This is a genomic window from Novosphingobium sp. (assembly GCF_030699305.1).
Classification (GTDB): domain Bacteria; phylum Pseudomonadota; class Alphaproteobacteria; order Sphingomonadales; family Sphingomonadaceae; genus Novosphingobium.
In genome coordinates this window covers 156,656-178,553 of the sequence record NZ_JAUYNB010000027.1, presented here as the reverse complement: position 1 = coordinate 178,553, position 21,898 = coordinate 156,656, and the positions used below count along the sequence as shown (strand labels likewise).

Sequence of the window (21,898 nt, the reverse complement as noted above, 5' to 3'; positions counted from 1 at the left end):
ACCCTACCCGTTCGTGTCGAGCGTAGTGGAGACACGCCGGCGCGGGGTGTCTCGACTACGCTCGACACGAACGGTTAGGGTAGCTTAAGTAGCCGCCATGTCCCCGCCCCGTATCCTGTCCATTGCCGGTTCCGACAGCTCCGGCGGTGCGGGCATTCAGGCCGATATCAAGACGATCACCATGCTGGGCGGCTATGCGATGACCGCGATCACCGCGATCACCGCGCAGAATTCACTGGGGGTCACCGCGGTTGAAGCATTGTCGCCAGCGCTGGTCGCAGCGCAGATCGATGCCTGCACCAGCGATATCGGCGTCGACGCGGTGAAGATCGGGATGCTCGGCTCTCCCGCGATTGCCGCCGTAGTGGCGGACCGGCTGGAGGCGCTGCGAGTGCCAGTCGTGTTCGATCCAGTGATGGTCGCCACCAGCGGCGCGGCGCTGGCCGATGCCGCAACGATTGCCGGGTTCGAACGGCTGATGCGCCTCGCGGTGCTGACCACGCCCAACGTCACCGAACTGGCTGCGCTGGGCGGGCATGCGGCGATGATGGCGCGCGGCGTCGCCTATCTCGCCAAAGGCGGCGACGCTGAGGGGGAGCGGGTGGAAGACACACTGATGATCCCCGGTGAGGCGCCGCACGTCATGGCCGGAACCCGCATCCACACCCGCCACAACCACGGCACTGGCTGCACCCTGTCGAGCGCCATTGCCACTTACATCGGACGCGGTTTGCCCCTGTCCGAAGCGGTCGACCGCGCGCGCCTGTTCGTCCGCTCCGCCCTGCGCGCCGCACCGGGGTTCGGCGCGGGGCACGGCCCGATGGGGCACCACGAAGCGCGGGGCTGACCTAACAGCCTTCCAGATCGTAGAACTCGACGATCTTGGCCCAGCCTTCCTCGGCGGTTTCGACCCAGTGGAACAGGTTCAGGTCGGCGTGGTTGATCACGCCTTCGTCGGCCAGCGCCTCGAAATCGATGATCTTGGTCCAGAACTCCTTGCCATAGAGCAGGATCGGGATCGGCTTCATCTTGCCGGTCTGGATCAGGGTCAACAGTTCGAAGAATTCATCGAACGTGCCGAACCCGCCGGGGAACACGGCCACCGCCTTGGCCCGCAACAGGAAATGCATCTTGCGCAGCGCGAAGTAGTGGAACTGGAACGCCAGGCGCGGGGTGACATAGCTGTTGGGGGCCTGTTCGTGCGGCAGGACGATGTTGAGGCCGATGGTCTCCGCCCCGGCTTCCACCGCGCCGCGATTGGCCGCTTCCATGATCGACGGCCCGCCGCCGGAGCAAACCACGAACTGGCGCATGCCCTTTTCAACGATCCCGCAGCTGGACGCGAGCTGGGCCAGCTTGCGCGCTTCTTCGTAATACTGGGCCTTGGCCGCCAGCCGCTCGGCCACGGCCTTGCGCTCTGGCGGGGCATCGGCAACCAGCTGCGCCGCCGCTTCGGGCGAGGGGATCCGGGCCGAGCCATAGCACACCAGCGTGGAGCCGATGTTCGCCTCTTCCAGCAACATTTCGCATTTCAGCAATTCCAGCTGGAACCGCACCGGGCGCAGTTCCTCGCGCAGCAGAAAGTCGGTGTCGCGGAAGGCCAGCTTGTAGGCCGGGCTGCGGGTTTGCGGGGTCGATTGATCTTGCGCTTCGACAAACGAAGCCTCTTGCTCAGCCTTGTAGAAACGGCGGCGATTGAGGCGCTTTTCCTGTTCTTCTTCAGTCATTCGGCCTTACTTGCCCGTGCGCCGCGCCGCTGTCAAAGGATCAGCGTCAGGCCGAGCCGGGCAGGCGGGCGCGGGCATCGGCCACGGCGCGTTCGGCCACCGGGCGGATCGCGGCATAGCCCGCCGGGGTCAGGTGGACGCCGTCATCCGACAATCCGGCGCGCGGGCGGCCATCCGGTCGTGCCAATACGGCGTGATAGTCGGCAAAGCCCACGCCGCGCCGCTGCGCCAGATCGCGCAGTCGGCGGTTGAGATCGGCGGTGCGCGCGGTCGCGTCGATATCGTCCCGCCCCGGAATGCCGGACGCGGCCGGCAGCCCGCCGATCACCACCGCGATCCCGTGGAGCTGCGCCAGATCGATCAGTGTTTCGAAGTTGGCCACGAAGGCGTCCGACCCGATCAGCCCGGTGTTGCCCAGGATGTCGTTGACCCCGGCCTGCATCACCACGATTGGGGGTTTCAGCCCCAGCACATCCTGCCGGAAGCGCAGCACCAGTTGCTGGCTGGTCTGGCCGGAAATCCCCCGGTTGATCCGCCCCCCGGTAAAGAACGTGGGGTCCGCCGCCGCCCAGTATTCGGTGATCGAATCGCCAAAGAACACCACGTCGACCGGCGCGCCGCTGGCCAGCAGGCGGGCGTTTTCATGGGTGTAGCGGCATAGCTCCACCCAGTCGAACCTCACCGGCTTGACCTCATCCGCTTGGCTGGCGGGCGGCGGGCACGGCTGGTCCGCCATCTGCACCCCGGGACGCGGGTCGAGGTCCGAACGCCAATACCAGACCGCCAGCGCCAGCCCCAGCAGCAGGGCCAGCACGGCGATCCGGAGGCGAGGATTGTTCATCAACGTGGCGCTTCAGATAATCCCGACCGCCTTGCCGGCGCGTTCGAACATGCCGATGATCGTCTGGACCTGCTCTGCACTATGTTCAGCGCACAGCGAGCAGCGCAGCAGGGTCATGTTGGCCGGCGTGGCGGGCGGGCGGGCGAGGTTGACGTAGAGCCCTTCCTTCAGCAGCGCTTCCCACATCGCCGCACCGCGTTCCAGATCGGGCATGATCACCGCGATGATCGCGCTTTGCGGGGTGTCGGTGCCGAGCTGGAAGCCCTTGTCCTTCAGTCCCTGATGCAGAACCTTGGAATTTTCCCACAAGTGCGCACGCTTGTTGCCCGCGTGCATCAGCTTGCGGATCGAGGTGCAGGCCGTGGCCACCACGCTGGGCGGCAGGCTGGCGGTGAATACGTACGGGCGGCAGACCAGCCGCAAGATTTCAAACTTCGGATGGTTCGAAACGCAGAAACCGCCGACCGTGCCGACCGATTTGGAGAACGTCCCGATCACGAAATCGACGTCATCCAGACAGCCCTGATCCTCGGCCACGCCGCGCCCGTTGGGGCCGATGAAGCCCATCGAGTGCGCTTCGTCGACCAGCACCATGGCGCCGTTTTCCTTGGCGACGCGGATCATTTCCTTCAGCGGAGCGATATCACCCAGCATCGAATAGACGCCTTCCAGAATGACCAGCTTGCCCGCGCCTTCGGGAATGCGCTTCAGGCGCTTTTCCATCGCTTCGATATCGTTGTGCTTGAACGGCACGACTTCGGCGTCGCCCAGCTTGCAGCCATCCCAGATCGAGGCATGGCTATCGATGTCGAGCACGATGTAATCGCCCTTGCCCGCGATCGTGCTGATGATCCCGAGGTTGGCCTGATAGCCGGTGGAAAAGACCATCGCGTGGTCCATTCCGTAAAATTCCTTGAGCGCTTCTTCCACCGCGCGGTGCCCGGCATAGGTCCCGTTCAGCACCCGGCTGCCGGTGGTCCCCGCGCCAAAATCGTCCAGCGCCTGCTTGCCCGCCTCGATCACGTCGGGATCGAAGGTCATGCCCATGTAGTTGTAAGTGCCCAGCAGGATCGTTTCCCGCCCGTTGCAGACCGCGACGGTCGGCGACAGCACCTTTTCCATCACCATGCCGAACGGATCGGTCACGCCGGTGGCCAGCAGCCCCGCGCGCATTTCGATCAGCGGGTCGAATTTGGAAAACAGGTCAGTCATGGTCTGGCTTATCCCTGCAACTTCACGACGGCATCGATCAGCTGACCGTAGGTTTCGATCTCGGCCTGCTGGTTCATGCTGATGATGATGTCGAAATCATCTTCGATCGCGGCGACGAAATCCATCACGGTCAGGCTGTCGAATTCCAGATCACCGGCAAAAGTGCTGGCATCGGTGATCGCCACGCCCTTCTTGTTGAACGGTTCGATCAGCGCGGCGATTTTCTCGGCGGTTGCGGCGCGGTCCATCTTGGTATGCTCCCGAAGTGTTTGCGGCGCTTTGGCCGATGAATGGGGCGGAATATAGGCGAAAGTTGCGGCTTAGCCCGCTGGTTTTTCCACCAGCGCCTTCACGGCGGCCATGAACGGCCGGATCGACACCGGCTTGGCCAGGTATCCTTCGGCCCCGGCGTCGCGGATGCGTTCCTCGTCGCCCTTGCCGGCGTAAGCGGTGACGGCCAGCACGGGAATCGCCCGCAAGGTGGCGTCGGCCTTGGCCGCTTCGATCAGGTCCAGCCCGGATACGTTGGGCATCTGGATGTCCATGATGATCAGGTTGGGGACAAACTGCCGCGCGCGGTCCAGCGCCTCCAGCCCGTCGGCCACCGGTTCCACCGCATAGCCCTGGCTTTTCAGGACGTCGCAGAACAGCTTGCGGTTGAGGTCGTTGTCCTCGACAACAAGGATGCGCTTTGCCATTGAACCGGCTTACCCGCTGCACACGAGGCTGACAATTCTTCGCGAGCCCCAATCCCCCGGCCAAGATGCCGCCGCACTGGCGCTGGGCGCGCTGGGCTGGGTGCTGGGCGATGCCCCGCGCGCCGAACGGTTGCTGGCGCTGACCGGGCTGACGGTGGACGATCTGCGCAGCGGGCTGGGCGACCCGGCGGTGCTGGGCGCGGTGCTCGATTTTCTGGCCGCCCATGAACCAGACCTTGTGGCTGCGGCCGAGGAACTGGCGGTGAAGCCAGCCGAACTGATGGCCGCACGAGAGAGATTGTGACAATGGCGAAACCCCTGATCATCAGCGATTGCGACGAAGTGCTGCTGCACATGATCGTGCCCTTCGGCGAGTGGCTGGACGAAACGCAGGGCGTGACGTTCCGGATGATCGGCAACGATTTTGCCAACGCGGTCCGCTACAAGGACAGCGGCGAGCTGGTCGAACCGGCTGACATCTGGAAGTTGCTGACCGGGTTCTTCGACACGCAGATGCACCGCCAGATCCCGATTATCGGGGCCGTGGCCGGGATGAACACGCTGGCCGAGCATGCCGATGTGGTCGTGCTGACCAACCTGTCGGACAAGCACAACGAAGCCCGCCGCATCCAGCTGGCCGATCACGGCATCAACGTGCGGGTGTTCACCAATCAGGGGCCGAAAGGCCCGGCGCTGCAAGCCATTCTGGACGAATACCAGCCCAGCCGTGCGGTGTTCATCGACGATCTGGCCCAGCATCATGGCTCCGTCGCGGAAATATCCCCGCACGTCGACCGGCTGCACTTGTGCGGCGAACCCGTGCTGGCACCGCACATCACCTGCGGGTTCGAGGCCGGTCACGCCCACGCGCGGATCGACACCTGGGAACACGCCCTGCCCTGGCTGCTGACGCGGCTGCATGGAGAAAACGCATGAGCATTGACGCAAAACTGGCCGAACTCGGCCTGACCCTGCCCGCCGCCGCCGCACCGGTCGCGGCCTATGTCCCCGTGGTGATCGCGGGCGGGCTGGCGCATGTTTCGGGGCAGGTGTCGATTGTCGATGGCCAGCTGCTCAAAGGGCGGCTGGGCGAAGACCTGACGCTCGAAGACGGGGTGCGTGGGGCGCAGGCCTGCGGACTGATGATCCTGGCGCAACTGAAAGCCGCGCTGGGTTCGCTCGACCGGGTGGAACGGATCGTGAAGCTGGGGGCGTTCATCAATTCCACGGCGGATTTCACCGACCAGCCCAAGGTCGCCAACGGCGCGTCCGAACTGATGGTCGCCGTGTTTGGCGAAGCCGGCAAGCACGCCCGCAGCGCGGTCGGCGTGCCGGTTCTGCCACTGGGCGTCGCGGTGGAAGTGGACGCGGTCGTTGCTGTTCGCCCTGCTTGATCGCTGGCGGGTTCCCCCGCCGCAGCCTGACAAGGTAGCCTGGCTGAAGCAGTGGAACTTTGCCCACCGCGGGCTGCACACGCCCGGCGTGCCGGAAAACTCGCCCGCCGCGTTCGCTGGCGCGCTGGCACGCGGGCTGGGGATCGAATGCGATATTCGCCGCTCAGCCGATGGACAGGCGATGGTGTTCCACGATGCCAAACTGGACCGGCTGACCGCTGAGGTCGGCCGGGTGGCCGAACGCAGCGCCGAGGAACTGGGCCGGATCGTGTTGACCGGCGGAACCGATACGATCCCCAGCTTGCGGCAGGTGCTGGATCAGGTGGCGGGCCAGGTGCCGCTGCTGATCGAGATCAAGTCGCCCGACAGCTCTGGCGGGCGGGTCAGCCAGTTGTGTCTGGCGGTGCGGCGGGTGCTGGAAGGGTATCAGGGGCTGCACGCGGTGATGAGCTTCGATCCCCGGATCGTGCGCTGGTTTGCCGATCATTCGCCGCTGACCGTGCGCGGGCTGGTGGTGACGGAAGAAGACGCCAAGGCGCTGCCCGGCATGATCCGCCGCCGTCTGGCGCTGTGGCATGCGCGGCCGGAGTTCCTGGCCTATGACATCCGCGACCTGCCCAGCCGCTTTGCCGCCCGCCAGCGCGCGCGCGGGTTGCCGGTCACGACCTGGACCGTGCGCAGCGCCGAACACCGCGAACGGGCGGAGGAATACGCCGACGCCCCGATCGCGGAGAGCGCCGGGATAGCGTGAGCATCAGCGCGTGAGCGGAGACGATTTCACCTGCCGGGTTGCCCAATCGGTCGGGTCGCTGGACGCTGCGGAATGGGACGCGCTGGCGCAAGGCAATCCGTTCCTGGCCCACGCCTTCCTGACCGCGCTGGAAGAATCGGGCAGCGTCGGCCCCGGCACCGGCTGGCACCCCGCCCCGCTGGTGCTGGAACGCGCCGATGGCTCGCTGGCGGGCGCGCTGCCCGCCTATCTGAAAGACCACAGCCAGGGCGAATACGTGTTCGACCACGCCTGGGCCGATGCCTGGCACCGCGCCGGGGGGCGGTACTATCCCAAGTTGCAGATCGCCGCGCCGTTCACCCCCGCAACCGGCCCGCGCATCCTCACCGCTTCACCCGAACTTGCCCAGCCGTTGCTGCGCGCGGCAGAAGCGCTGTGCGCGCAGAACGAACTGTCATCGGCCCACGCCACTTTCATCGCGCCGGAACAGTTGCCGCTGTTCGAGGCCGCAGGGTGGCTGGTGCGCAGCGACATCCAGTTCCACTGGACCAACCGCGGCTATGCCAGCTTTGACGATTTCCTGGCCGCGCTGTCATCGCGCAAGCGCAAGGATATCCGCAAGGAACGCGCCACCGCGCAGGACGGGGTCGAAATCCGCCACCTGACCGGCGCGGATATCCGCGAAGAACACTGGGACGCGTTCTGGGGGTTCTATCAGGATACCGGCGCACGCAAGTGGGGACGGCCATACCTGACCCGCACGGCGTTCAGCCTGATCGGACAGCGCATGGCGGAACAGGTCTTGCTGATGCTCGCCTATGTCGGGGACCGACCGATTGCCGGGGCGCTCAATTTCATCGGGCCGGATGCGCTTTACGGCCGGTATTGGGGGGCGGTGGTCGACAAGCCGTTCCTGCACTTTGAGCTGTGCTATTATCAGGCGATCGACGCGGCCATTGCGCTGGGGCTGGCCCGGGTGGAAGCCGGGGCGCAGGGCGGGCACAAGCTGGCGCGCGGGTATGAACCGGTGCAGACGTTGTCAGCGCATTATATCGCCCATCCGGGTTTCCGCAGCGCGGTCGCCGATTTTCTGGCGCAGGAACGCGCCGGAATCGCGCAGGACCAGCTCTATCTGGGCGAACGCACGCCGTTCAGGAAGGCCTAGGCAAAAAGTTCAGGCAAATGAGTTCAGGCGGCGCGGCGGCTTGCAGCGGACAGCCATTCACGGGCGCGGCGCTGGGCTTCGGCGATTTCGCGGGCAGTCATTTCATCCGCAATGTCGGCGCGGCACAGCTGGGCTTCGGCATGACCGGCGACAGCAGCCAGATTGAACCACTTGTGCGCTTCGATCAGATCACAGTCCACGCCGTGGCTGCCGGTCGAATAGGCCACGCCCAGATCGTAGTAGGCGCTGATATCCCCTTGCGCGGCAGCGGCCAGGCAGCTGGCGACCAGCAGGTCTTCCGCAGTTTCATCGGCCATTGCATAAGGCCCCTGGAAATCGGCCTCCTTGATCCATGCTGTGCTCATCGTCTGATACCCCCAAAGCGGCAGGCGGCGGCGCCTGCTGACACCCCGAACCTTCCCGAACATGGTCAACAAAAGGTTAATGCCCACGTTAAAAACTTCCCTGGTGCGGTATCCCGATGCGGTTGGGAGCCTGCTGTGGGAAGTATAGGCCCGTGATGTGACGGCGCAGTGACCCCCGTTTGCAGTCATCTGGCGATTGGCGCTTGTGCCGGATTTTGCCCAGTTCTATAGGCGCGCTCGAACCGGCACCGGGAGGCTATCGGGAAAAATCCGAAGCCGCAGGGATCCCATGGGCCCGGCTGGTCTGGTTGTGGAGAGTTTATGACGACTGTTCTGGGCGATGAAATCGACGTCCTGGCCAAGGCCAAACGGGCCATCGCGGGGGATTATCTGCCTTCCGAGGCCGACGAATACATGAGCGGGGCGCAGCTGGATTACTACCGGCGGCTGCTGCAGGAATGGAAAAAGCTGATCGTCTCCGCCGCGCAGGATACCCTGCAACAGCTGCAGGACGGGCCGATCCGCGAACCCGACCTGAACGACCGCGCATCGAGCGAGACCGATTGGGGCATTGAACTGCGCACGCGCGACCGCCAGCGCAAGCTGATCGCCAAGATCGATTCGGCCCTGCGCCGGATCGAGGAAGGCGAATACGGCTATTGCGAAGTAACCGGCGAACCGATCGGTCTGGGCCGCCTGTCGGCCCGTCCGATCGCCACCATGACCGTCGAAGCGCAAGAAGCCCATGAACGGCGTGAGAAAATTTCCCGCGACGATTAATGGGTTACGGGCGTTAACCGAATTTTTGCCAGTCCGGTTTATCATTCAGCGAGGTTGAACTGGATAGTCCGGCCGGAGTTGGATGTTGACCTATCCCGGTCAATGCAATCGGAGCGTTGGAACTGGCAATGAGCGACAACGAACATCGGCAGCTCGCACGCGACAGCCTGTTCGTCATGGCTGAATTGCGGATTGACGGCGTGGGCGGCGAACAGCGGATCCGCGTGCGCAACCTGTCATCCGGTGGGCTGATGGCCGAAGGCGATATCCGCGTGCAGCGCGGGCAGCTGGTCTGGATCAAGGTCCGCAACATCGGTTGGGTCGAAGGATCAGTCGCGTGGGTGCAGGACAACCGGTTCGGCATCGCCTTCCGTGAGGAAATTGACCCCAAGGTGGCGCGCGCACCCATGGTTGCCGGCGAAGGCACGCCGCGCTTCGTCAAGCCCGCCATGACTTTTGCCCCGGTCGGCGAACTGCGCAAGATCTGACCACGCGCCGGTTGTCACCGGCAGGCAATTGCCCCTAAAGAACGGGCATTCCATGTCCCGTCCCGCACCGTTCCTGCGTAACGCCCTGATCGCCGCCATCCTGGCTGCGATGCTGGCCGCTTGCGGGCGCGGCGATGACCGCGCGGTGGAAGTGGCGGTAATCGGTGATCCATCCGCTCCGTTCGCTACCGGCGCACGCTTGCCAGTGGCGGCCCAACTGGTCCGGGCAGCCTCGGCCGAGGGACTGGTCGGCTTTGACGAGCAGGGCCGGGTGATCCCGGCGCTGGCCGATCGCTGGATCGTGACCGACGATGGCCTGAGCTATATCTTCCGCCTGCGCGACGGCACCTGGCCGGGCGGCGGCGCGATTACCGGTGAATCGGGGCGGGCCGCACTGGTCCAGGCGATCAGGGCACTGAACGGCACAGCGCTGGGCAGCGACCTTGCCGTCATCAGCGAAGTGCGGACCATGGCCGGGCGCGTTATTGAACTCCGGCTGCGCCAGCAGGTCCCCGATCTGCTGCAATTGCTGGCCCAGCCCGAACTGGGTCTGACGATGCGCGGAAACGGGGCCGGGCCGATGAGCCTGAGCCGCGACAAGCGCACCGCGATCCTCACCCCGATCCCGCCGCAAGACCTGGGCCTGCCGCAGCCGGAAAACTGGGAATCCCGCCGCCGCAAGCTGAACCTGGTGGCGTTGACCGCCGCCGCCGCCATTACCCGCTTCAACGCGGGCGAGGTGGACGTCGTGCTGGGCGGGCGGTTTGCCGATTTTCCGCGGCTGGATGCCGCCAGCGTGTCGCGCGGCGCGATCCGGCTGGACCCGGTGACCGGCTTGTTCGGGCTGGCGGTAACCCGCACCGACGGATTTCTGGGCGCGCCCGAAAACCGCGAGGCACTGGCCATGGCGCTGGACCGCGAGGCACTGGCTGGCGCGCTCAATGTCGGCGGGTGGACCGCCACGACCCGGGTTGTCGCCCCCGGCAGCGCCGACGATAACGGCACGGTGGCCGAACGCTGGCCCGGCCAAAGTCTGGCCGACCGCCGCCGCACCGCCGCTGCCCGGGTGGCCGGGTGGCAGGACGCATCCGGCAAGCCGCCCGCCTTGCGCATCGCCCTGCCCACCGGTCCCGGCGGAGATATCCTGTTGCGGCAGCTGGTCCGCGATTTCGGTGCAATCGGACTGGGCGTGCGCCGGGTCGGTGAAACAGCCGATGCCGACTTGCGGCTGGTCGATACCACGGCGCGCTACGCCCGTGTCGGCTGGTTCCTCAACCAGTTGAGCTGTGCCAACGCGCGCGGGCCGTGCAGCGCCAATGCCGACCGGCTGGCCGCCGACGCCCTGTCGGAACCCGACCCCATCAAGCGCGCGGAGCTATACGCCCAGGCCGAGGCACAATTGACCATCGCCAACAGCTTCATCCCGTTCGGCGTGCCGGTGCGCTGGTCGCTGGTCAGCGGGGCCACCACCGGTTTCGCCCCGAACCGCTGGAACATCCACCCCTTGATGCCGCTGGCCATGCACCCCAAATAAGTTGCTGCGGCCGGTTGTGGCCGCGCGCTTCGTAGGGTCGCCCATGTCTGACACTGTAAACACCCACCGCAGCAATCTGCACCGGGCCAATCTGCATCGGGCCAATCTGCACCGGATGACAGCGGAATTGCCGCTCGGCACCGATCCGGCATCGGTCCGCCGCCGGGTCGAGGCGCTGGAACTGCTGCTGGAACGGGCGGTGCGCATTCCCGGCCTCAATCGCCGCATCGGGCTGGACGCGATTGCCGGCGTGGTTCCGGTGCTGGGCGATGTCGTGACCGCGGCGATGGGCCTCTATGCCGTGTGGGAAGCGCGCAACCTCGGTTTGCCGCGCTGGAAGCTGTGGCGGATGATGGGCAACATCGGCATCGATACCGCAATCGGCGCAGTCCCGCTCGCCGGGGACCTGTTCGACGTGCTCTATCGCTCCAACACCCGCAACCTCAAGATCCTGCGGGCGCACCTGGACAAGCACCATCCGTCCGCGCGGGTGATCGAGGGTTAGGACACAAGCCGGCGCTGCACCCCGGAAAATCCGGATTCCCCGAAGAATCCGCGTCTCCCCATTTACGGGAAATTAACCTTTCCACTTCATTGGTCATATGGTTAATGGCGGTCAACAACTCTTGAAAGAGGGTTAGCGACCGGGGATTTCGGGGCAAAGGGGGGAAACCCATGCGCGTACTGCTGATCGAAGACGAGCCAACTACGGCACGGGCCATCGAGCTCATGCTGACGACCGAAGGGTTCAACGTCTATTCGACGGACCTGGGTGAAGAGGGGCTCGATCTGGGCAAGCTCTATGATTACGACATCATTCTGCTCGACCTGAACCTGCCGGACATGCACGGTTACGATGTGCTGAAAAAGCTCCGCGTGGCCAAAGTCCAGACCCCTGTCCTGATCCTGTCCGGCATTTCGGAAATGGATTCCAAGGTCCGCTCGTTCGGCTTCGGTGCCGACGATTACGTGACCAAGCCGTTCCACCGCGAAGAACTGGTCGCCCGCATCCATGCCGTGGTGCGCCGGTCAAAGGGCCATTCGCAATCGGTCATCCGCACCGGCAAGCTGGCCGTCAACCTGGATGCCAAAACCGTCGAAGTCGACGGCGCGCGCGTCCACCTGACCGGCAAGGAATACGCGATGCTGGAGCTGCTGTCCTTGCGCAAGGGCACCACGCTGACCAAGGAAATGTTCCTCAACCACCTCTATGGCGGGATGGACGAACCGGAACTGAAGATCATCGACGTGTTCATCTGCAAGCTGCGCAAGAAACTGGCGCACGCCTGCGAGGGTGACAACTACATCGAAACCGTCTGGGGCCGCGGCTATGTGCTGCGCGATCCGGGCGAGGAAGCCGCAGCGGCCTGATCCCCCGCCACCCTTCCTGACGACCGAATGCGGCCCGCCCCTCTCCCGGCGGGCCGTTTTCGTTTGGGTCAGTTGATCCGGCGGAAATGGGTGGTTTCCAGTCCGGGGATGCCGTTCCCAGCCCAGACGATCGTTTCGGTCATCGCGCTGCGATCCTTCTGCACGGTATAGACCCGCGTCGAAACCGGCGCGCCAGCCTTGCCCAGCGTCATGACCAGCGTGTCAGGCGCTGGCTGGCGCAGCGAAACCGTATCGATGAAACCCATGTTGCCCGTGATCGGCACGGCAACACCGTCCGGCGCCGCCGTCGATTCCGCATGGCGGCTGATCCCATCAGGGCCGGTCATATCGACAATGGTGGTCCACTTTCCATCGGGCCCGACCCGGAACGATATCGTGACGCTTTGTGGGCGCTCCGCAACGGGAATGCGCGAGACATCGAGCGACCAGCGGCCAACCAGCGGCGCCTCGCGCAGAGCGGCGACGTGAACGGGCAGCGGCTCTGCCGCCTCGTGCATCGATCCGGTCGCCGTCATCACAAGTCCGGCAGCGGCAAGGGGGATGGCAATAAGCATGATTAACGTTCCTTTCGACCTTGGGCGCCCCGCATCACGGGGCTGCGCCAACCCATCGGCCGGGGACGGCTGCGCGGACAGATCGATATTCCTGTCCCAGATTTTCTGGGCGTCGATCAGCCGCGCCAGTTCGCGGCTGCTGCCGACGCCAGTCTTGCGGCGCGCATCGCGCAGGCGCTCGTTGATCGAGGCTTCCGAACGCCCCAGCCGCACAGCGATGGACTTGACCGTGTGGCCCGCCGTCAACAGGCGCAGGATTTCCAATTCGCTGTGGTTCAGGGCTGCAAACGAGCGGGGAAAGCGTTCCGGGGCCGACATGCTGCCTGATCACCACATGGCCCCGCGTGCGTCCATCCCAATTATTTTGGGGCAAGGTCCACGATGCTCCGGACCGCGCGCAAGCTTGACCCCTGCCGGACCGACTGCCAAACGCCCCGACCATGACAGCCTACAAACCCGGTGACCCGACCACGATCAACCGCCTCTATGGCCGCGCCAAGGGCAAGCCCTTGCGGCAGGGCCAGCAAGGGCTGGTTGACCGGTTGCTGCCGCAAATCGCGGTTCCGGCGGATGGGCCGGTCACGGCGGAGCGCCTGTTCGGGGACAACCGCCCGCTGCACTTCGAGATCGGCTTTGGCGGGGGCGAGCATATGGCCGGGCGGGCCGACATGCTGCCCGACCATGGCTTCATCGGCGCAGAACCGTTCCTCAACGGGGTGGCGCAGGCGCTGACCCATGTTGACGGTGACAACGGCACGCGCCCGCCGCTGCCCAACGTCCGCATTCACCACGGCGACGCGCTGGAAGTGTTGCAGCGCATTCCCGATGGCGCGCTGTCGTTCCTCTATCTGCTCCACCCCGATCCCTGGCCCAAGGCGCGCCATGCCAAGCGGCGGATGATGAACGACGGCCCGGTCGACCTGTTCGCGGCCAAGCTGAAGCCGGGTGGCGAATTCCGGTTCGGCACCGATCATGCCGTTTATGTGCGCCATGCGTTGATGGTGATGCGGCGCCACACCGACCAGTTTGAATGGCTGTGCGGGCAACCGGCCGATTTCCAGCACCGTCCCGGCGGCTGGCCCGAAACCCGCTATGAAGCCAAGGCGCGCAACGTTTACGGGCACGAGGTCTGGTATTTCCGCTTTCGGCGGCGCTGAGGCAGGCTGCCGCAGGAAAGTTTCGCTTCGGCGCTGGCGCGGATAACTTTCTCGCACAGACCTGGGTGAAACTCTATTCGATTGGTCGACAATCTTCTCACGGAGTCGGCCAGCCATGGATTTCGCCTCGATCGACCTTGCCGCCTTGTGGCCATTCATCGCGGTGGGGTTCGCCGCGCAACTGGTCGACGGGGCGCTGGGCATGGCGTTCGGGGTCATTTCCAACACCTTGCTGGTAGGCGTGCTGGGCGTTCCGCCCGCACAGGCGTCGCAGCGGGTCCATCTGGTGGAATGCTTTACCACGGCGACTTCCGGGATCAGCCACCTGTTGCACGGCAACATCGACAAGAAGCTGTTTTTCCGCCTGCTGGTGCCGGGCATGATCGGCGGCTTGCTGGGGGCCTATGTCCTGACCTCGCTCGACGCGGGCGTGGTGAAGCCGTTTGTGCTGGCCTACCTCACCGCCATCGGGATCTACCTGCTGATCCGGGGCGTGCTCTATCCGCCCAAGATCAGGGAAGCGAGGCTGATCGCGCCGCTGGGTCTGTTCGGGGGCTTCCTCGATGCGGCAGGCGGCGGCGGCTGGGGGCCGGTGGTGACGTCCAACCTGCTGATTCAGGGGGCCGATCCGCGCAAGGTGGTGGGCACGGTCAACTCGGTCGAGTTCTTCCTGACGCTGACCGTCTCTGCCGCGTTCATCTTCCACCTGGGCTTTGCCGACGTGGCTGGCGCCACATTGGGCCTGCTGATCGGCGGGATCGCCGCCGCACCGCTGGGCGCCTGGGCAGCCAAGCATTTCCCGCCCAAGCAGATGCTGATCCTGGTCGGCGTGGTGCTGACCCTGACCAGCGGATACGGCGTCTACACGGCGCTCGGCCTCTAGCCAGCGATGGTGGCTGAAGGCCGCGCGCCCATGCGAGCAGCGCGGCCTTTCAAGTCCTAACCCGCGATCCCTGCCGCAGCCAGCACGGCCAGCGTCAGCACATCCGGCGCAATCGCAGTCATCGGGATGATCTGGACCGGCTTTTCCATCCCGATCAGCATCGGCCCGATGGTCGGATTGCCCGCCAGTTCGCGCAGCAGCTTGGCCGAAATGTTGGCCGATTGCAGCCCCGGCATCACCAGCACATTGGCAGGCGCGGACAGGCGGCTGAACGGATAGTTCGCCATGACCGTGGGGTTCAGCGCGGCATCGGGAGCGACTTCGCCTTCGTATTCGAAGCCGGGGTTTTCGGCATCGAGGATCGAGACGGCCGCACGGATATTGTCCAGCCAGCGTCCCGGCGGATTGCCGAAGGTGGAATAGGACAGGAACGCCACGCGCGGTTCATGGCCCAGACGGCGGGCCACGGCGGCGGTTTCCTTGGCGATCACGGCCAGTTCTTCGGCGGTGGGGCGTTCGTTGACGGTCGTGTCGGCCAGAAACACGGTGTAGTTCTTGCCGATCATCAGGTGAATGCCGAACGGCAGGCGGCCCGCGCCCGGATCGAGCACCTGACGCACTTCGCGCATGGTCTGAGCGAACGTGCGGGTCATGCCCGTCACCAGCGCATCGCCCACGCCCAGTTTCAGCAGGGCCGCAGCGAACACGTTGCGATCCTGGTTGACCATGCGCCGCACATCGCGTTCCATGAAGCCTCGGCGCTGGAGCCGCTGATAGAGCAGTTCAACCATCGCCGGCACGTGTTCGCTGATCGCCGAATTCTCGATCTCATAGCTGTCGGGGTTGCCCACGCCCAGTTCGGTCAGCTTGGCCTTGACCGCCTCGGTCCGGCCAACCAGCACCGGTTCGCCGTACCCGAAATCGCGGAACTGAATTGCCGCGCGCAGCACGACTTCGTTTTCCGCCTCGGCAAAGATCACCCGCTTGGGGTTGGCCTTGACCGTTTCATAGACCTGGGTCAGCACCGACGTGGTCGGGTTGAGCCGCGCCTTCAGGCTGTGGCGATAGGCGTCGAAATCCTCAATCGGCTTCTGCGCCACGCCGGTATCCATCGCCGCCTTGGCCACGGCGGACGACACGACTTCCATCAGACGCGGGTCAAACGGCGCGGGAATAATGTAGTCATGCCCGAACTGCTGGTTCTTGCCATAAGCGGCGGCGACTTCTTCGGGCACCTGTTCGCGCGCCAGTTCGGCAATCGCCATGGCCGCGGCAATCTTCATTTCCTCGTTGATCGCGGTCGCCCGCACGTCGAGCGCGCCGCGGAAGATGAACGGGAAGCCCAGCACGTTGTTGACCTGATTCGGATAGTCGCTGCGCCCGGTCGCGACGATCGCATCGGGACGCACCGCCTTGGCATCGGGCGGGGTAATTTCGGGGTCCGGATTGGCCATCGCGAAAATGATCGGCTGGTCGGCCATGCCCTTGACCATGTCCTGCGTGATCGCCCCGGCGGCCGACAGGCCCAGCACGATGTCCGCGCCCTGCATCGCTTCCTTCAAGGTGCGCTTGTCGGTCTGGATCGCGTGGGCCGACTTGAACTGGTCGACCCCGTCCCGCCCGACATAGATCACGCCCTTGGTATCGCAGACGGTCACGTTTTCGTGGCGTACGCCCATCGACTTGATGAGGGCCGTGCAGGCCAGCGCCGATGCGCCCGCACCGTTGACCACGACTTTCACGTCCTTGAAATCGCGGCCCGTCAGGTAGCAGGCGTTGACCAGACCGGCGGCGGCGATGATCGCGGTGCCGTGCTGGTCATCGTGCATCACCGGGATCTTCATGCGTTCGCGCAGCGCCTGTTCGATCACGAAGCATTCCGGGGCCTTGATGTCCTCCAGATTGATCCCGCCAAAGGTCGGCTCCATCATCGCGACCGCTTCGATGATCGCATCCGGATCTTCGCTGTTCAGCTCGATGTCGATCGAATCGACGTCGGCAAAGCGCTTGAACAGCACGGCCTTGCCTTCCATCACCGGCTTGGATGCCAGCGCACCCAGATTGCCCATCCCCAGAATCGCGGTGCCGTTGGTGATGACCGCCACCAGGTTGCCTTTGGCAGTATAGTCATAGGCGCAGGCCGGATTGTCGGCGATGGCTTGCACCGGCACGGCCACACCCGGCGAATAGGCCAGGGACAGGTCGCGCTGGGTCGCCATCGGCTTGCTGGCGATGATCTCGATCTTACCGGGGCGGATCGTGCTGTGATAGAACAGCGCTTCGCGCTCGGTAAAACGGACGTTGCTTTCGTCGGACAAGGCAGGTTCTCCAGATATCGGCCTCGCCCTAACGGATGGATGCGCGACGCGATAGGGGAAAGCTGGGGTTTCGCGCTTTCCGAATCGTATGCAGGGCCGCTACGCAATCGCGATGACCGCAGCCCCCGCCACACCGATGATGACGCAATACCTTGCGCTCAAGGCCGAGGCTTCCGATTGCCTGCTGTTCTACCGCATGGGCGACTTTTTCGAGCTGTTCTTCGAAGACGCGAAACAGGCCGCGCAAGTGCTCGATATCGCGCTGACCAGTCGGGGGGAGCATCTGGGCGTGCCGATCCCGATGTGCGGGGTGCCGGTCCATGCGGCTGAAGGCTATCTCGCCCGCCTGATCAAGGCCGGATGCCGGGTGGCAATCGCCGAACAGGTCGAAACGCCGGAAGAAGCCAAAAAGCGCGGCGGTTCGAAAGCGCTGGTGGCGCGCGATATCGTCCGGTTCGTCACGGCGGGCACGCTGACCGAGGAAGCCCTGCTGGAACCGCGCCGCGCCAATGTGCTGGCGGCGGTGTGCGATCTGCGCGGCACCATCGGCATCGCGGCTGTCGACATTTCGACCGGGCGGATGGAACTGGAGGAATGCGCGCCTGACCGGCTGGGCGCAGCGCTCGCCCGGCTGGGGGCGAGCGAGACGGTCGCACCGGAAGGGCTGGACGGCGTGCCACTGGACACCATCCCCCGCCCGGCCCGGGATTTTTCCAGTGACGGCGGTGAAGCGCGACTGAAGGCGGTGCACGGGGTGACCACGCTCGACGGGTTCGGCGATTTCACCCGCGCGATGCTGGCCGCAGCGGGCGGCCTGATCGCCTATCTCGACCATGTCGGGCGCGGCAAGCTGCCGCTGCTGCTGCCGCCGGTTGCGCGCACGGGCGATGCGGCGCTGGCAATGGACGAGGCGACGCGGGCGAGTCTGGAAATCCTGACCACGGCCCAAGGCACCCGGCGCGGCAGTCTGGTCGAGGCGGTCGACCGCTGTGTCACCGGCGCGGGCGCGCGCCAGCTGGCCGATGACCTGTCCGCCCCGCTGACCGATGCGGCGGCAATTCAGGCCCGGCTGGCGCTGGTCAGCTGGCTGCACGACGATCCGCTGCTGCGCGCGGACTTGCGGGTCGTGCTGCGCGCCCTGCCCGATCTGGGCCGCGCACTGGGGCGCGTGGTCGCCGGACGCGGAAGCCCGCGCGATCTGGGCCAGCTGCGTGACGGCCTGAGCGAGGCGCGGCGCATCCATGACTATCTGGTGCAGCGCCAAGAACGCCCCGCACTGCTGGATGACCTGCTGCCCTGCCTGACCGGACATGGCGCGCTGACCGACCTCTATACCCGCGCGCTGGTCCCCGCCCCGCCGACCGAACGCGGGCAAGGCGGGTTCATCGCCGAAGGCTATGACGCCGCGCTGGATGAACTGCGCCGCATATCGGGCGATGCGCGCCGCGCGATTGCACTGCTGGAGGCGAAATACCGCGACCAGACCGGGATCGCGGCGCTGAAAATCCGCCACAACGGCGTGCTGGGCTATTTCATCGAAGTCCCAGCCCGGCACGGCGATGCACTGATGGTGCCTGACAGCGGCTTTACCCACCGCCAGACGATGGCCGGCGCAGTGCGGTTCAACGCGCTGGCGCTGCACGAGGAAGCGAGCCGGATTGCCGAGGCGGGCGGCCATGCCCTGGCCGCCGAAGAGGCGCATTTCGAGGAACTGATCGCCGCCGCCGTGGCCGCGCGCCGCGCCATCGCTGCGACCGCCGCCGCGCTCGCCCGGATTGATGTAGCCGCCGGACAGGCCGAGCGCGCCGCCGAAGGCGGGTGGTGCAAGCCCGCAATCTCGGACGGTCTGGGGCTGGAGATCGTCGGCGGACGCCACCCGGTGGTCGAAGCCGCGCTGGCAGGCCGGGGCGAACGGTTCATCGCCAATGATTGCCGGCTCGCCCCGCATGACCGGCTCTGGCTGATCGGCGGGCCGAACATGGGCGGTAAATCGACCTTCCTGCGCCAGAACGCGCTGGTGGTACTGCTGGCGCAGGCGGGCGGGTTCGTTCCGGCGGAAAGCGCGCGGATCGGGCTGGTCGACCGCCTGTTCAGCCGGGTCGGTGCGTCCGACAATCTCGCGCGCGGACGTTCCACGTTCATGGTCGAGATGGTCGAAACCGCCGCGATCCTTGCTCAGGCGACCGAGCGCAGCTTCGTGATCCTCGACGAAGTCGGGCGCGGCACATCGACGTATGATGGCCTCGCGCTGGCCTGGGCGGTGGTGGAGGCGGTCCACGGCGTCAACCGCTGCCGCTGCCTGTTCGCCACGCATTACCACGAACTCGCCCGGCTGGCCGAAAGCTGCGAGGCGCTGTCGCTGCACCACGTCCGCGCGCGCGAATGGAAGGGCGAGCTGGTGCTGCTGCACGAGGTCAGCGAAGGTCCGGCGGACCGGTCCTATGGCCTCGCCGTCGCCAAGCTGGCCGGGGTGCCCGCACCGGTCGTCGCGCGGGCGAAATCGGTGCTCGACCGGCTGGAAAAGGGCCGCGCCGAAACCGGCGGCCTCGCGGCGGGTCTGGGCGACCTGCCGTTGTTCGCGGCCGCCGCCGCTGCGCCCGATGAACCCGCTGATCCGGTGCGCGAACGGCTGCGCGACCTCGATGTCGACGCGCTCAGCCCGCGTGAGGCGCTGGACATCCTCTATGCCCTGAAGCGCGCCGCCGACAACGACAGCAACTGACGGAAAACCTTCGTTAACCTGGCACTGCTATCGCTGGCAGCCATGTTCGGCTTTGGCCCCAAGATCAACCAGGTGTTCCGCAGTCGCTGGAAAGCGATCGGCTGGTCGCTGGGCGTGTTGCTGACGGCTTACTGCACGGTGCCGGTGGCCGATCAGGCCCGCCAGCATGAGGCGGCCAAGGTTTCCGCCGCTCAGGAAGCGCACAAATCGCCATGGAGCAAGGACCGGTGACCCGGTCCGACCAGCCGCGCAGGGGGCGGCGTGCATGTATCAACTGATCTTCCGCAACTGGAAATTCGCCGCGCTGTGGGCCATCGGCATCAGCGCCAGCGTCGCTGCGTTCTTCGAACCGGGCGGCGGGCAGGAACAACTCGCCGCCAGCGCGGAAAAGATCGAGACCGCCCGGGCGATTGAATCGAGTGTCGTCAGTCTGCCCGCACCAGCGCCTGACGATGTCGCCGTAGACGAACCACTGAGCGAGGAAGACGCCGCCGCCGCAGAGGCCGGCGCGCCGGTGACGGACAATACCGTTCCGGCTGAGAACGACCCGACCGAAGAGCCCTGATCCCCCAAATAAACCAACCCGTTCGTGTCGAGTGAAGTCGAGACACCCCGCACAGCGCCAACGTGTCTCGACTTCACTCGACACGAACGGGCAAGGGGGAAGTGAAAGGCTAACGCGCGGGCAGCAGCGTGCCCAGTTCCGCTTCCACCCGGTCGATGATCGCGCCCTGCATCCAGCGTTCCTGCGCCCGCTGGCTGGCGGCGGTGCCATAGGTCGCGCGGCGGTCCGGATCGTCGGCCAGTGCAGCAATCGCCGCCGCCAGCGCGGCAGCGTCACCCGGCGGGGTAATCACGCCGCAGCCGTCAACTTCGTCATACAGCCCGGTCCCGGCTTCCGTCGTGGCGATCACGGGGCGGCCCGACAGCAGCATGTTGGTCAGTTTCGAGGGCAGCACCAGATCGGCCGCACCCGCGATCTGCGGCAGCAGGTGCAGGTCGGCCATGGTCAGCATCGCGCCCATCCTCTCCGCCGGTTGCAGATCGTGCAGCTGGACATTGGGCAGGCCGGACGCCAGCCGTTCCAGTTCCGCGCGGTTTGGCCCTTCGCCGCAGATCACGAAGGCAATGTCAGCGCGGCCCTGCAACAGCCGCGCAGCCTCGACCAGAATTTCGATCCCCTGCTTGCGGGCAATGTTGCCGGAATAGAGCGCCACCTTGCGCTCCCCCAGTCCCCATTCGGCGCGGATCATCGCCGCTCCGGCGGGATCGGGGGCAAAGCTGGCATTGGCCCAGTTGCGCACTTCCAGCACGCGCTGGGGGGCAACGCCCTTGGCCACCAGCTTGGCGCACATCTGCGGGCTGATGGTTGAGGCCCGGTCAGCCAGCCGCAGGATCCGGCTTTCAAACCAGGCCGCGAACCGTCCGACCATGCTGTCCTGCGGCAACAGCCCGGTCGCGAGCGCAGCCTCAACCTCGAAATCCTGAACGTGGACCCACAGTTTCGCCCCTGCCAGCCGCGCCGCAACCCACGCGGTCACCACGCTGAACAGCGCGGGCGCGATGGCGATCACCACATCGGGGCGTTCGGCGCGGCGGGCCAGCCCGGCGCGGATCGCGAACGGCAGCGCGGTCAGCGCGAAACTGGCGAGGTGGATGATCCGCTTCAGCCCGCCCGGATCAGCCGGGACGTAATGCGGGCAGCGCGTGATGGTCACGCCGTTTTCGGTACTGCTGCGCCACCCCCCCCCGGCGAATGCCGGATCGACCCGCCATTTCGGATAATAGGGCTTGCCCGCAATCATCGCCACGTGGTGCCCGCGCGCCACCAGCGCTTCGGCCAGACCGGCGCTGTAGGGTCCGATCCCGACTTGTTCGGGGGCGTAGTTGATCCCGACGATCAGTACCCGCCGTCCGGCGGCCATCCGCGTCATCCCG

Annotated in this window: 25 protein-coding genes; 16 read left to right on the top strand and 9 right to left on the bottom strand. The window is 65.8% G+C overall.

Annotated elements, in window-relative coordinates; all coding sequences use genetic code 11:
- Positions 1–97: 97 nt before the first annotated feature.
- The gene (gene thiD / locus Q8Q53_RS11725; protein WP_305701949.1) at positions 98–847 is read left to right on the top strand and encodes a bifunctional hydroxymethylpyrimidine kinase/phosphomethylpyrimidine kinase; all 750 of its coding nucleotides are present in this window, start codon (positions 98–100) and stop codon (positions 845–847) included.
- Position 848: 1 nt separating this feature from the next.
- On the opposite strand, the gene Q8Q53_RS11720 is transcribed toward thiD, so the two are convergent.
- The 5 genes from Q8Q53_RS11720 to Q8Q53_RS11700 form a co-directional block, all read right to left on the bottom strand.
- Complete coding sequence (locus Q8Q53_RS11720; RefSeq protein ID WP_305701948.1) at positions 849–1,727, bottom strand: TIGR00730 family Rossman fold protein; 879 nt, start codon at positions 1,725–1,727, stop codon at positions 849–851.
- A gap of 46 nt (positions 1,728–1,773) precedes the next feature.
- Positions 1,774–2,568 carry a GDSL-type esterase/lipase family protein gene (locus tag Q8Q53_RS11715; protein ID WP_305701947.1) on the bottom strand — a complete coding sequence of 265 codons (795 nt, stop codon included), beginning with the start codon at positions 2,566–2,568 and terminating at the stop codon, positions 1,774–1,776.
- 12 nt (positions 2,569–2,580) lie between these two features.
- Entirely contained in the window at positions 2,581–3,780 is a 1,200-nt protein-coding gene (locus tag Q8Q53_RS11710) for an aminotransferase class I/II-fold pyridoxal phosphate-dependent enzyme (protein WP_305701946.1), read from the bottom strand.
- An 8-nt stretch (positions 3,781–3,788) separates the two neighbouring features.
- Positions 3,789–4,028 (bottom strand): acyl carrier protein, encoded by a 240-nt coding sequence (locus Q8Q53_RS11705; RefSeq protein WP_305701945.1) that lies wholly within the window; start codon positions 4,026–4,028, stop codon positions 3,789–3,791.
- A gap of 72 nt (positions 4,029–4,100) precedes the next feature.
- Positions 4,101–4,478, bottom strand: a complete 378-nt coding sequence (locus Q8Q53_RS11700) for a response regulator (protein ID WP_305701944.1) — start codon at positions 4,476–4,478, stop codon at positions 4,101–4,103.
- Here Q8Q53_RS11700 and Q8Q53_RS11695 point away from each other — a divergent pair.
- The 5 genes from Q8Q53_RS11695 to Q8Q53_RS11675 are packed head-to-tail and all read left to right on the top strand — an operon-like array spanning position 4,465 to position 7,767.
- Complete coding sequence (locus Q8Q53_RS11695; protein ID WP_305701943.1) at positions 4,465–4,782, top strand: DUF3572 family protein; 318 nt, start codon at positions 4,465–4,467, stop codon at positions 4,780–4,782. The two genes, Q8Q53_RS11700 and Q8Q53_RS11695, sit on opposite strands and share 14 nt — an antisense overlap.
- 2 nt (positions 4,783–4,784) lie before the next feature.
- Entirely contained in the window at positions 4,785–5,414 is a 630-nt protein-coding gene (locus Q8Q53_RS11690) for an HAD family hydrolase (RefSeq protein ID WP_305701942.1), read from the top strand.
- A complete protein-coding gene (locus tag Q8Q53_RS11685) occupies positions 5,411–5,872 on the top strand; it encodes a RidA family protein (protein WP_305701941.1) in 462 nt (153 codons plus the stop codon). The genes Q8Q53_RS11690 and Q8Q53_RS11685 overlap by 4 nt, the downstream gene beginning before the upstream one ends.
- Positions 5,853–6,623, top strand: coding sequence for a glycerophosphodiester phosphodiesterase family protein (locus tag Q8Q53_RS11680; RefSeq protein ID WP_305701940.1), 771 nt, complete (start codon positions 5,853–5,855; stop codon positions 6,621–6,623). The genes Q8Q53_RS11685 and Q8Q53_RS11680 overlap by 20 nt, the downstream gene beginning before the upstream one ends.
- 10 nt (positions 6,624–6,633) lie before the next feature.
- The gene (locus tag Q8Q53_RS11675) at positions 6,634–7,767 is read left to right on the top strand and encodes a GNAT family N-acetyltransferase (protein WP_305701939.1); all 1,134 of its coding nucleotides are present in this window, start codon (positions 6,634–6,636) and stop codon (positions 7,765–7,767) included.
- Between the two features lie 23 nt (positions 7,768–7,790).
- On the opposite strand, the gene Q8Q53_RS11670 is transcribed toward Q8Q53_RS11675, so the two are convergent.
- Positions 7,791–8,084: a hypothetical protein gene (locus Q8Q53_RS11670; RefSeq protein ID WP_305701938.1), complete on the bottom strand. Its 294-nt coding sequence runs from the start codon at positions 8,082–8,084 to the stop codon at positions 7,791–7,793.
- 369 nt (positions 8,085–8,453) lie between these two features.
- Here Q8Q53_RS11670 and dksA point away from each other — a divergent pair, with 369 nt between their 5' ends.
- From dksA to ctrA, 5 genes are all read left to right on the top strand, one after another.
- Positions 8,454–8,912 carry an RNA polymerase-binding protein DksA gene (gene dksA, locus Q8Q53_RS11665; protein WP_305701937.1) on the top strand — a complete coding sequence of 153 codons (459 nt, stop codon included), beginning with the start codon at positions 8,454–8,456 and terminating at the stop codon, positions 8,910–8,912.
- 128 nt (positions 8,913–9,040) lie between these two features.
- A complete protein-coding gene (locus tag Q8Q53_RS11660; RefSeq protein WP_305701936.1) occupies positions 9,041–9,400 on the top strand; it encodes a PilZ domain-containing protein in 360 nt (119 codons plus the stop codon).
- Positions 9,401–9,452: 52 nt separating this feature from the next.
- The gene (locus tag Q8Q53_RS11655; RefSeq protein WP_305701935.1) at positions 9,453–10,934 is read left to right on the top strand and encodes an ABC transporter substrate-binding protein; all 1,482 of its coding nucleotides are present in this window, start codon (positions 9,453–9,455) and stop codon (positions 10,932–10,934) included.
- A 115-nt stretch (positions 10,935–11,049) separates the two neighbouring features.
- Positions 11,050–11,439 carry a DUF4112 domain-containing protein gene (locus Q8Q53_RS11650; RefSeq protein ID WP_305701958.1) on the top strand — a complete coding sequence of 130 codons (390 nt, stop codon included), beginning with the start codon at positions 11,050–11,052 and terminating at the stop codon, positions 11,437–11,439.
- Positions 11,440–11,609: 170 nt separating this feature from the next.
- On the top strand, positions 11,610–12,305 hold the full coding sequence (ctrA, locus tag Q8Q53_RS11645; protein ID WP_305701934.1) for a response regulator transcription factor CtrA: 696 nt from the start codon (positions 11,610–11,612) through the stop codon (positions 12,303–12,305).
- A 68-nt stretch (positions 12,306–12,373) separates the two neighbouring features.
- Here ctrA and Q8Q53_RS11640 read toward each other — a convergent pair whose 3' ends face one another.
- A complete protein-coding gene (locus tag Q8Q53_RS11640) occupies positions 12,374–13,198 on the bottom strand; it encodes a helix-turn-helix transcriptional regulator (protein WP_305701933.1) in 825 nt (274 codons plus the stop codon).
- Between the two features lie 122 nt (positions 13,199–13,320).
- On the opposite strand from Q8Q53_RS11640, the gene Q8Q53_RS11635 reads away from it, so the two are divergent.
- On the top strand, positions 13,321–14,037 hold the full coding sequence (locus Q8Q53_RS11635; RefSeq protein ID WP_305701932.1) for a tRNA (guanosine(46)-N(7))-methyltransferase TrmB: 717 nt from the start codon (positions 13,321–13,323) through the stop codon (positions 14,035–14,037).
- A gap of 115 nt (positions 14,038–14,152) precedes the next feature.
- Positions 14,153–14,920 carry a sulfite exporter TauE/SafE family protein gene (locus tag Q8Q53_RS11630; protein ID WP_305701931.1) on the top strand — a complete coding sequence of 256 codons (768 nt, stop codon included), beginning with the start codon at positions 14,153–14,155 and terminating at the stop codon, positions 14,918–14,920.
- Between the two features lie 56 nt (positions 14,921–14,976).
- Here the strand turns inward: Q8Q53_RS11630 and Q8Q53_RS11625 are convergent, their stop codons facing one another.
- Complete coding sequence (locus tag Q8Q53_RS11625; protein WP_305701930.1) at positions 14,977–17,238, bottom strand: NADP-dependent malic enzyme; 2,262 nt, start codon at positions 17,236–17,238, stop codon at positions 14,977–14,979.
- Positions 17,239–17,374: 136 nt separating this feature from the next.
- On the opposite strand from Q8Q53_RS11625, the gene mutS reads away from it, so the two are divergent.
- The 3 genes from mutS to Q8Q53_RS11610 are packed head-to-tail and all read left to right on the top strand — an operon-like array spanning position 17,375 to position 20,525.
- Positions 17,375–19,960 carry a DNA mismatch repair protein MutS gene (gene mutS, locus Q8Q53_RS11620; RefSeq protein WP_371136549.1) on the top strand — a complete coding sequence of 862 codons (2,586 nt, stop codon included), beginning with the start codon at positions 17,375–17,377 and terminating at the stop codon, positions 19,958–19,960.
- A gap of 42 nt (positions 19,961–20,002) precedes the next feature.
- On the top strand, positions 20,003–20,191 hold the full coding sequence (locus tag Q8Q53_RS11615; RefSeq protein ID WP_305701928.1) for a hypothetical protein: 189 nt from the start codon (positions 20,003–20,005) through the stop codon (positions 20,189–20,191).
- A gap of 34 nt (positions 20,192–20,225) precedes the next feature.
- Positions 20,226–20,525 (top strand): hypothetical protein, encoded by a 300-nt coding sequence (locus tag Q8Q53_RS11610; RefSeq protein WP_305701927.1) that lies wholly within the window; start codon positions 20,226–20,228, stop codon positions 20,523–20,525.
- A gap of 109 nt (positions 20,526–20,634) precedes the next feature.
- Here the strand turns inward: Q8Q53_RS11610 and Q8Q53_RS11605 are convergent, their stop codons facing one another.
- Complete coding sequence (locus Q8Q53_RS11605) at positions 20,635–21,894, bottom strand: WcaI family glycosyltransferase (RefSeq protein WP_305701926.1); 1,260 nt, start codon at positions 21,892–21,894, stop codon at positions 20,635–20,637.
- Between the last annotated feature and the right edge of the window lie 4 nt (positions 21,895–21,898).

Bases quoted from the DNA above. Each gene is read 5' to 3' on its own strand.
- thiD (WP_305701949.1), top strand. From the start codon at position 98: ATGTCCCCGCCCCGTATCCTGTCCATTGCCGGTTCCGACAGCTCCGGC.
- Q8Q53_RS11720 (WP_305701948.1), bottom strand. From the start codon at position 1,727: ATGACTGAAGAAGAACAGGAAAAGCGCCTCAATCGCCGCCGTTTCTAC.
- Q8Q53_RS11715 (WP_305701947.1), bottom strand. From the start codon at position 2,568: ATGAACAATCCTCGCCTCCGGATCGCCGTGCTGGCCCTGCTGCTGGGG.
- Q8Q53_RS11710 (WP_305701946.1), bottom strand. From the start codon at position 3,780: ATGACTGACCTGTTTTCCAAATTCGACCCGCTGATCGAAATGCGCGCG.
- Q8Q53_RS11705 (WP_305701945.1), bottom strand. From the start codon at position 4,028: ATGGACCGCGCCGCAACCGCCGAGAAAATCGCCGCGCTGATCGAACCG.
- Q8Q53_RS11695 (WP_305701943.1), top strand. From the start codon at position 4,465: ATGCGCTTTGCCATTGAACCGGCTTACCCGCTGCACACGAGGCTGACA.
- Q8Q53_RS11700 (WP_305701944.1), bottom strand. From the start codon at position 4,478: ATGGCAAAGCGCATCCTTGTTGTCGAGGACAACGACCTCAACCGCAAG.
- Q8Q53_RS11690 (WP_305701942.1), top strand. From the start codon at position 4,785: ATGGCGAAACCCCTGATCATCAGCGATTGCGACGAAGTGCTGCTGCAC.
- Q8Q53_RS11685 (WP_305701941.1), top strand. From the start codon at position 5,411: ATGAGCATTGACGCAAAACTGGCCGAACTCGGCCTGACCCTGCCCGCC.
- Q8Q53_RS11670 (WP_305701938.1), bottom strand. From the start codon at position 8,084: ATGGCCGATGAAACTGCGGAAGACCTGCTGGTCGCCAGCTGCCTGGCC.
- dksA (WP_305701937.1), top strand. From the start codon at position 8,454: ATGACGACTGTTCTGGGCGATGAAATCGACGTCCTGGCCAAGGCCAAA.
- Q8Q53_RS11660 (WP_305701936.1), top strand. From the start codon at position 9,041: ATGAGCGACAACGAACATCGGCAGCTCGCACGCGACAGCCTGTTCGTC.
- Q8Q53_RS11655 (WP_305701935.1), top strand. From the start codon at position 9,453: ATGTCCCGTCCCGCACCGTTCCTGCGTAACGCCCTGATCGCCGCCATC.
- Q8Q53_RS11650 (WP_305701958.1), top strand. From the start codon at position 11,050: ATGACAGCGGAATTGCCGCTCGGCACCGATCCGGCATCGGTCCGCCGC.
- ctrA (WP_305701934.1), top strand. From the start codon at position 11,610: ATGCGCGTACTGCTGATCGAAGACGAGCCAACTACGGCACGGGCCATC.
- Q8Q53_RS11640 (WP_305701933.1), bottom strand. From the start codon at position 13,198: ATGTCGGCCCCGGAACGCTTTCCCCGCTCGTTTGCAGCCCTGAACCAC.
- Q8Q53_RS11635 (WP_305701932.1), top strand. From the start codon at position 13,321: ATGACAGCCTACAAACCCGGTGACCCGACCACGATCAACCGCCTCTAT.
- Q8Q53_RS11630 (WP_305701931.1), top strand. From the start codon at position 14,153: ATGGATTTCGCCTCGATCGACCTTGCCGCCTTGTGGCCATTCATCGCG.
- mutS (WP_371136549.1), top strand. From the start codon at position 17,375: ATGATGACGCAATACCTTGCGCTCAAGGCCGAGGCTTCCGATTGCCTG.
- Q8Q53_RS11615 (WP_305701928.1), top strand. From the start codon at position 20,003: ATGTTCGGCTTTGGCCCCAAGATCAACCAGGTGTTCCGCAGTCGCTGG.
- Q8Q53_RS11610 (WP_305701927.1), top strand. From the start codon at position 20,226: ATGTATCAACTGATCTTCCGCAACTGGAAATTCGCCGCGCTGTGGGCC.
- Q8Q53_RS11605 (WP_305701926.1), bottom strand. From the start codon at position 21,894: ATGACGCGGATGGCCGCCGGACGGCGGGTACTGATCGTCGGGATCAAC.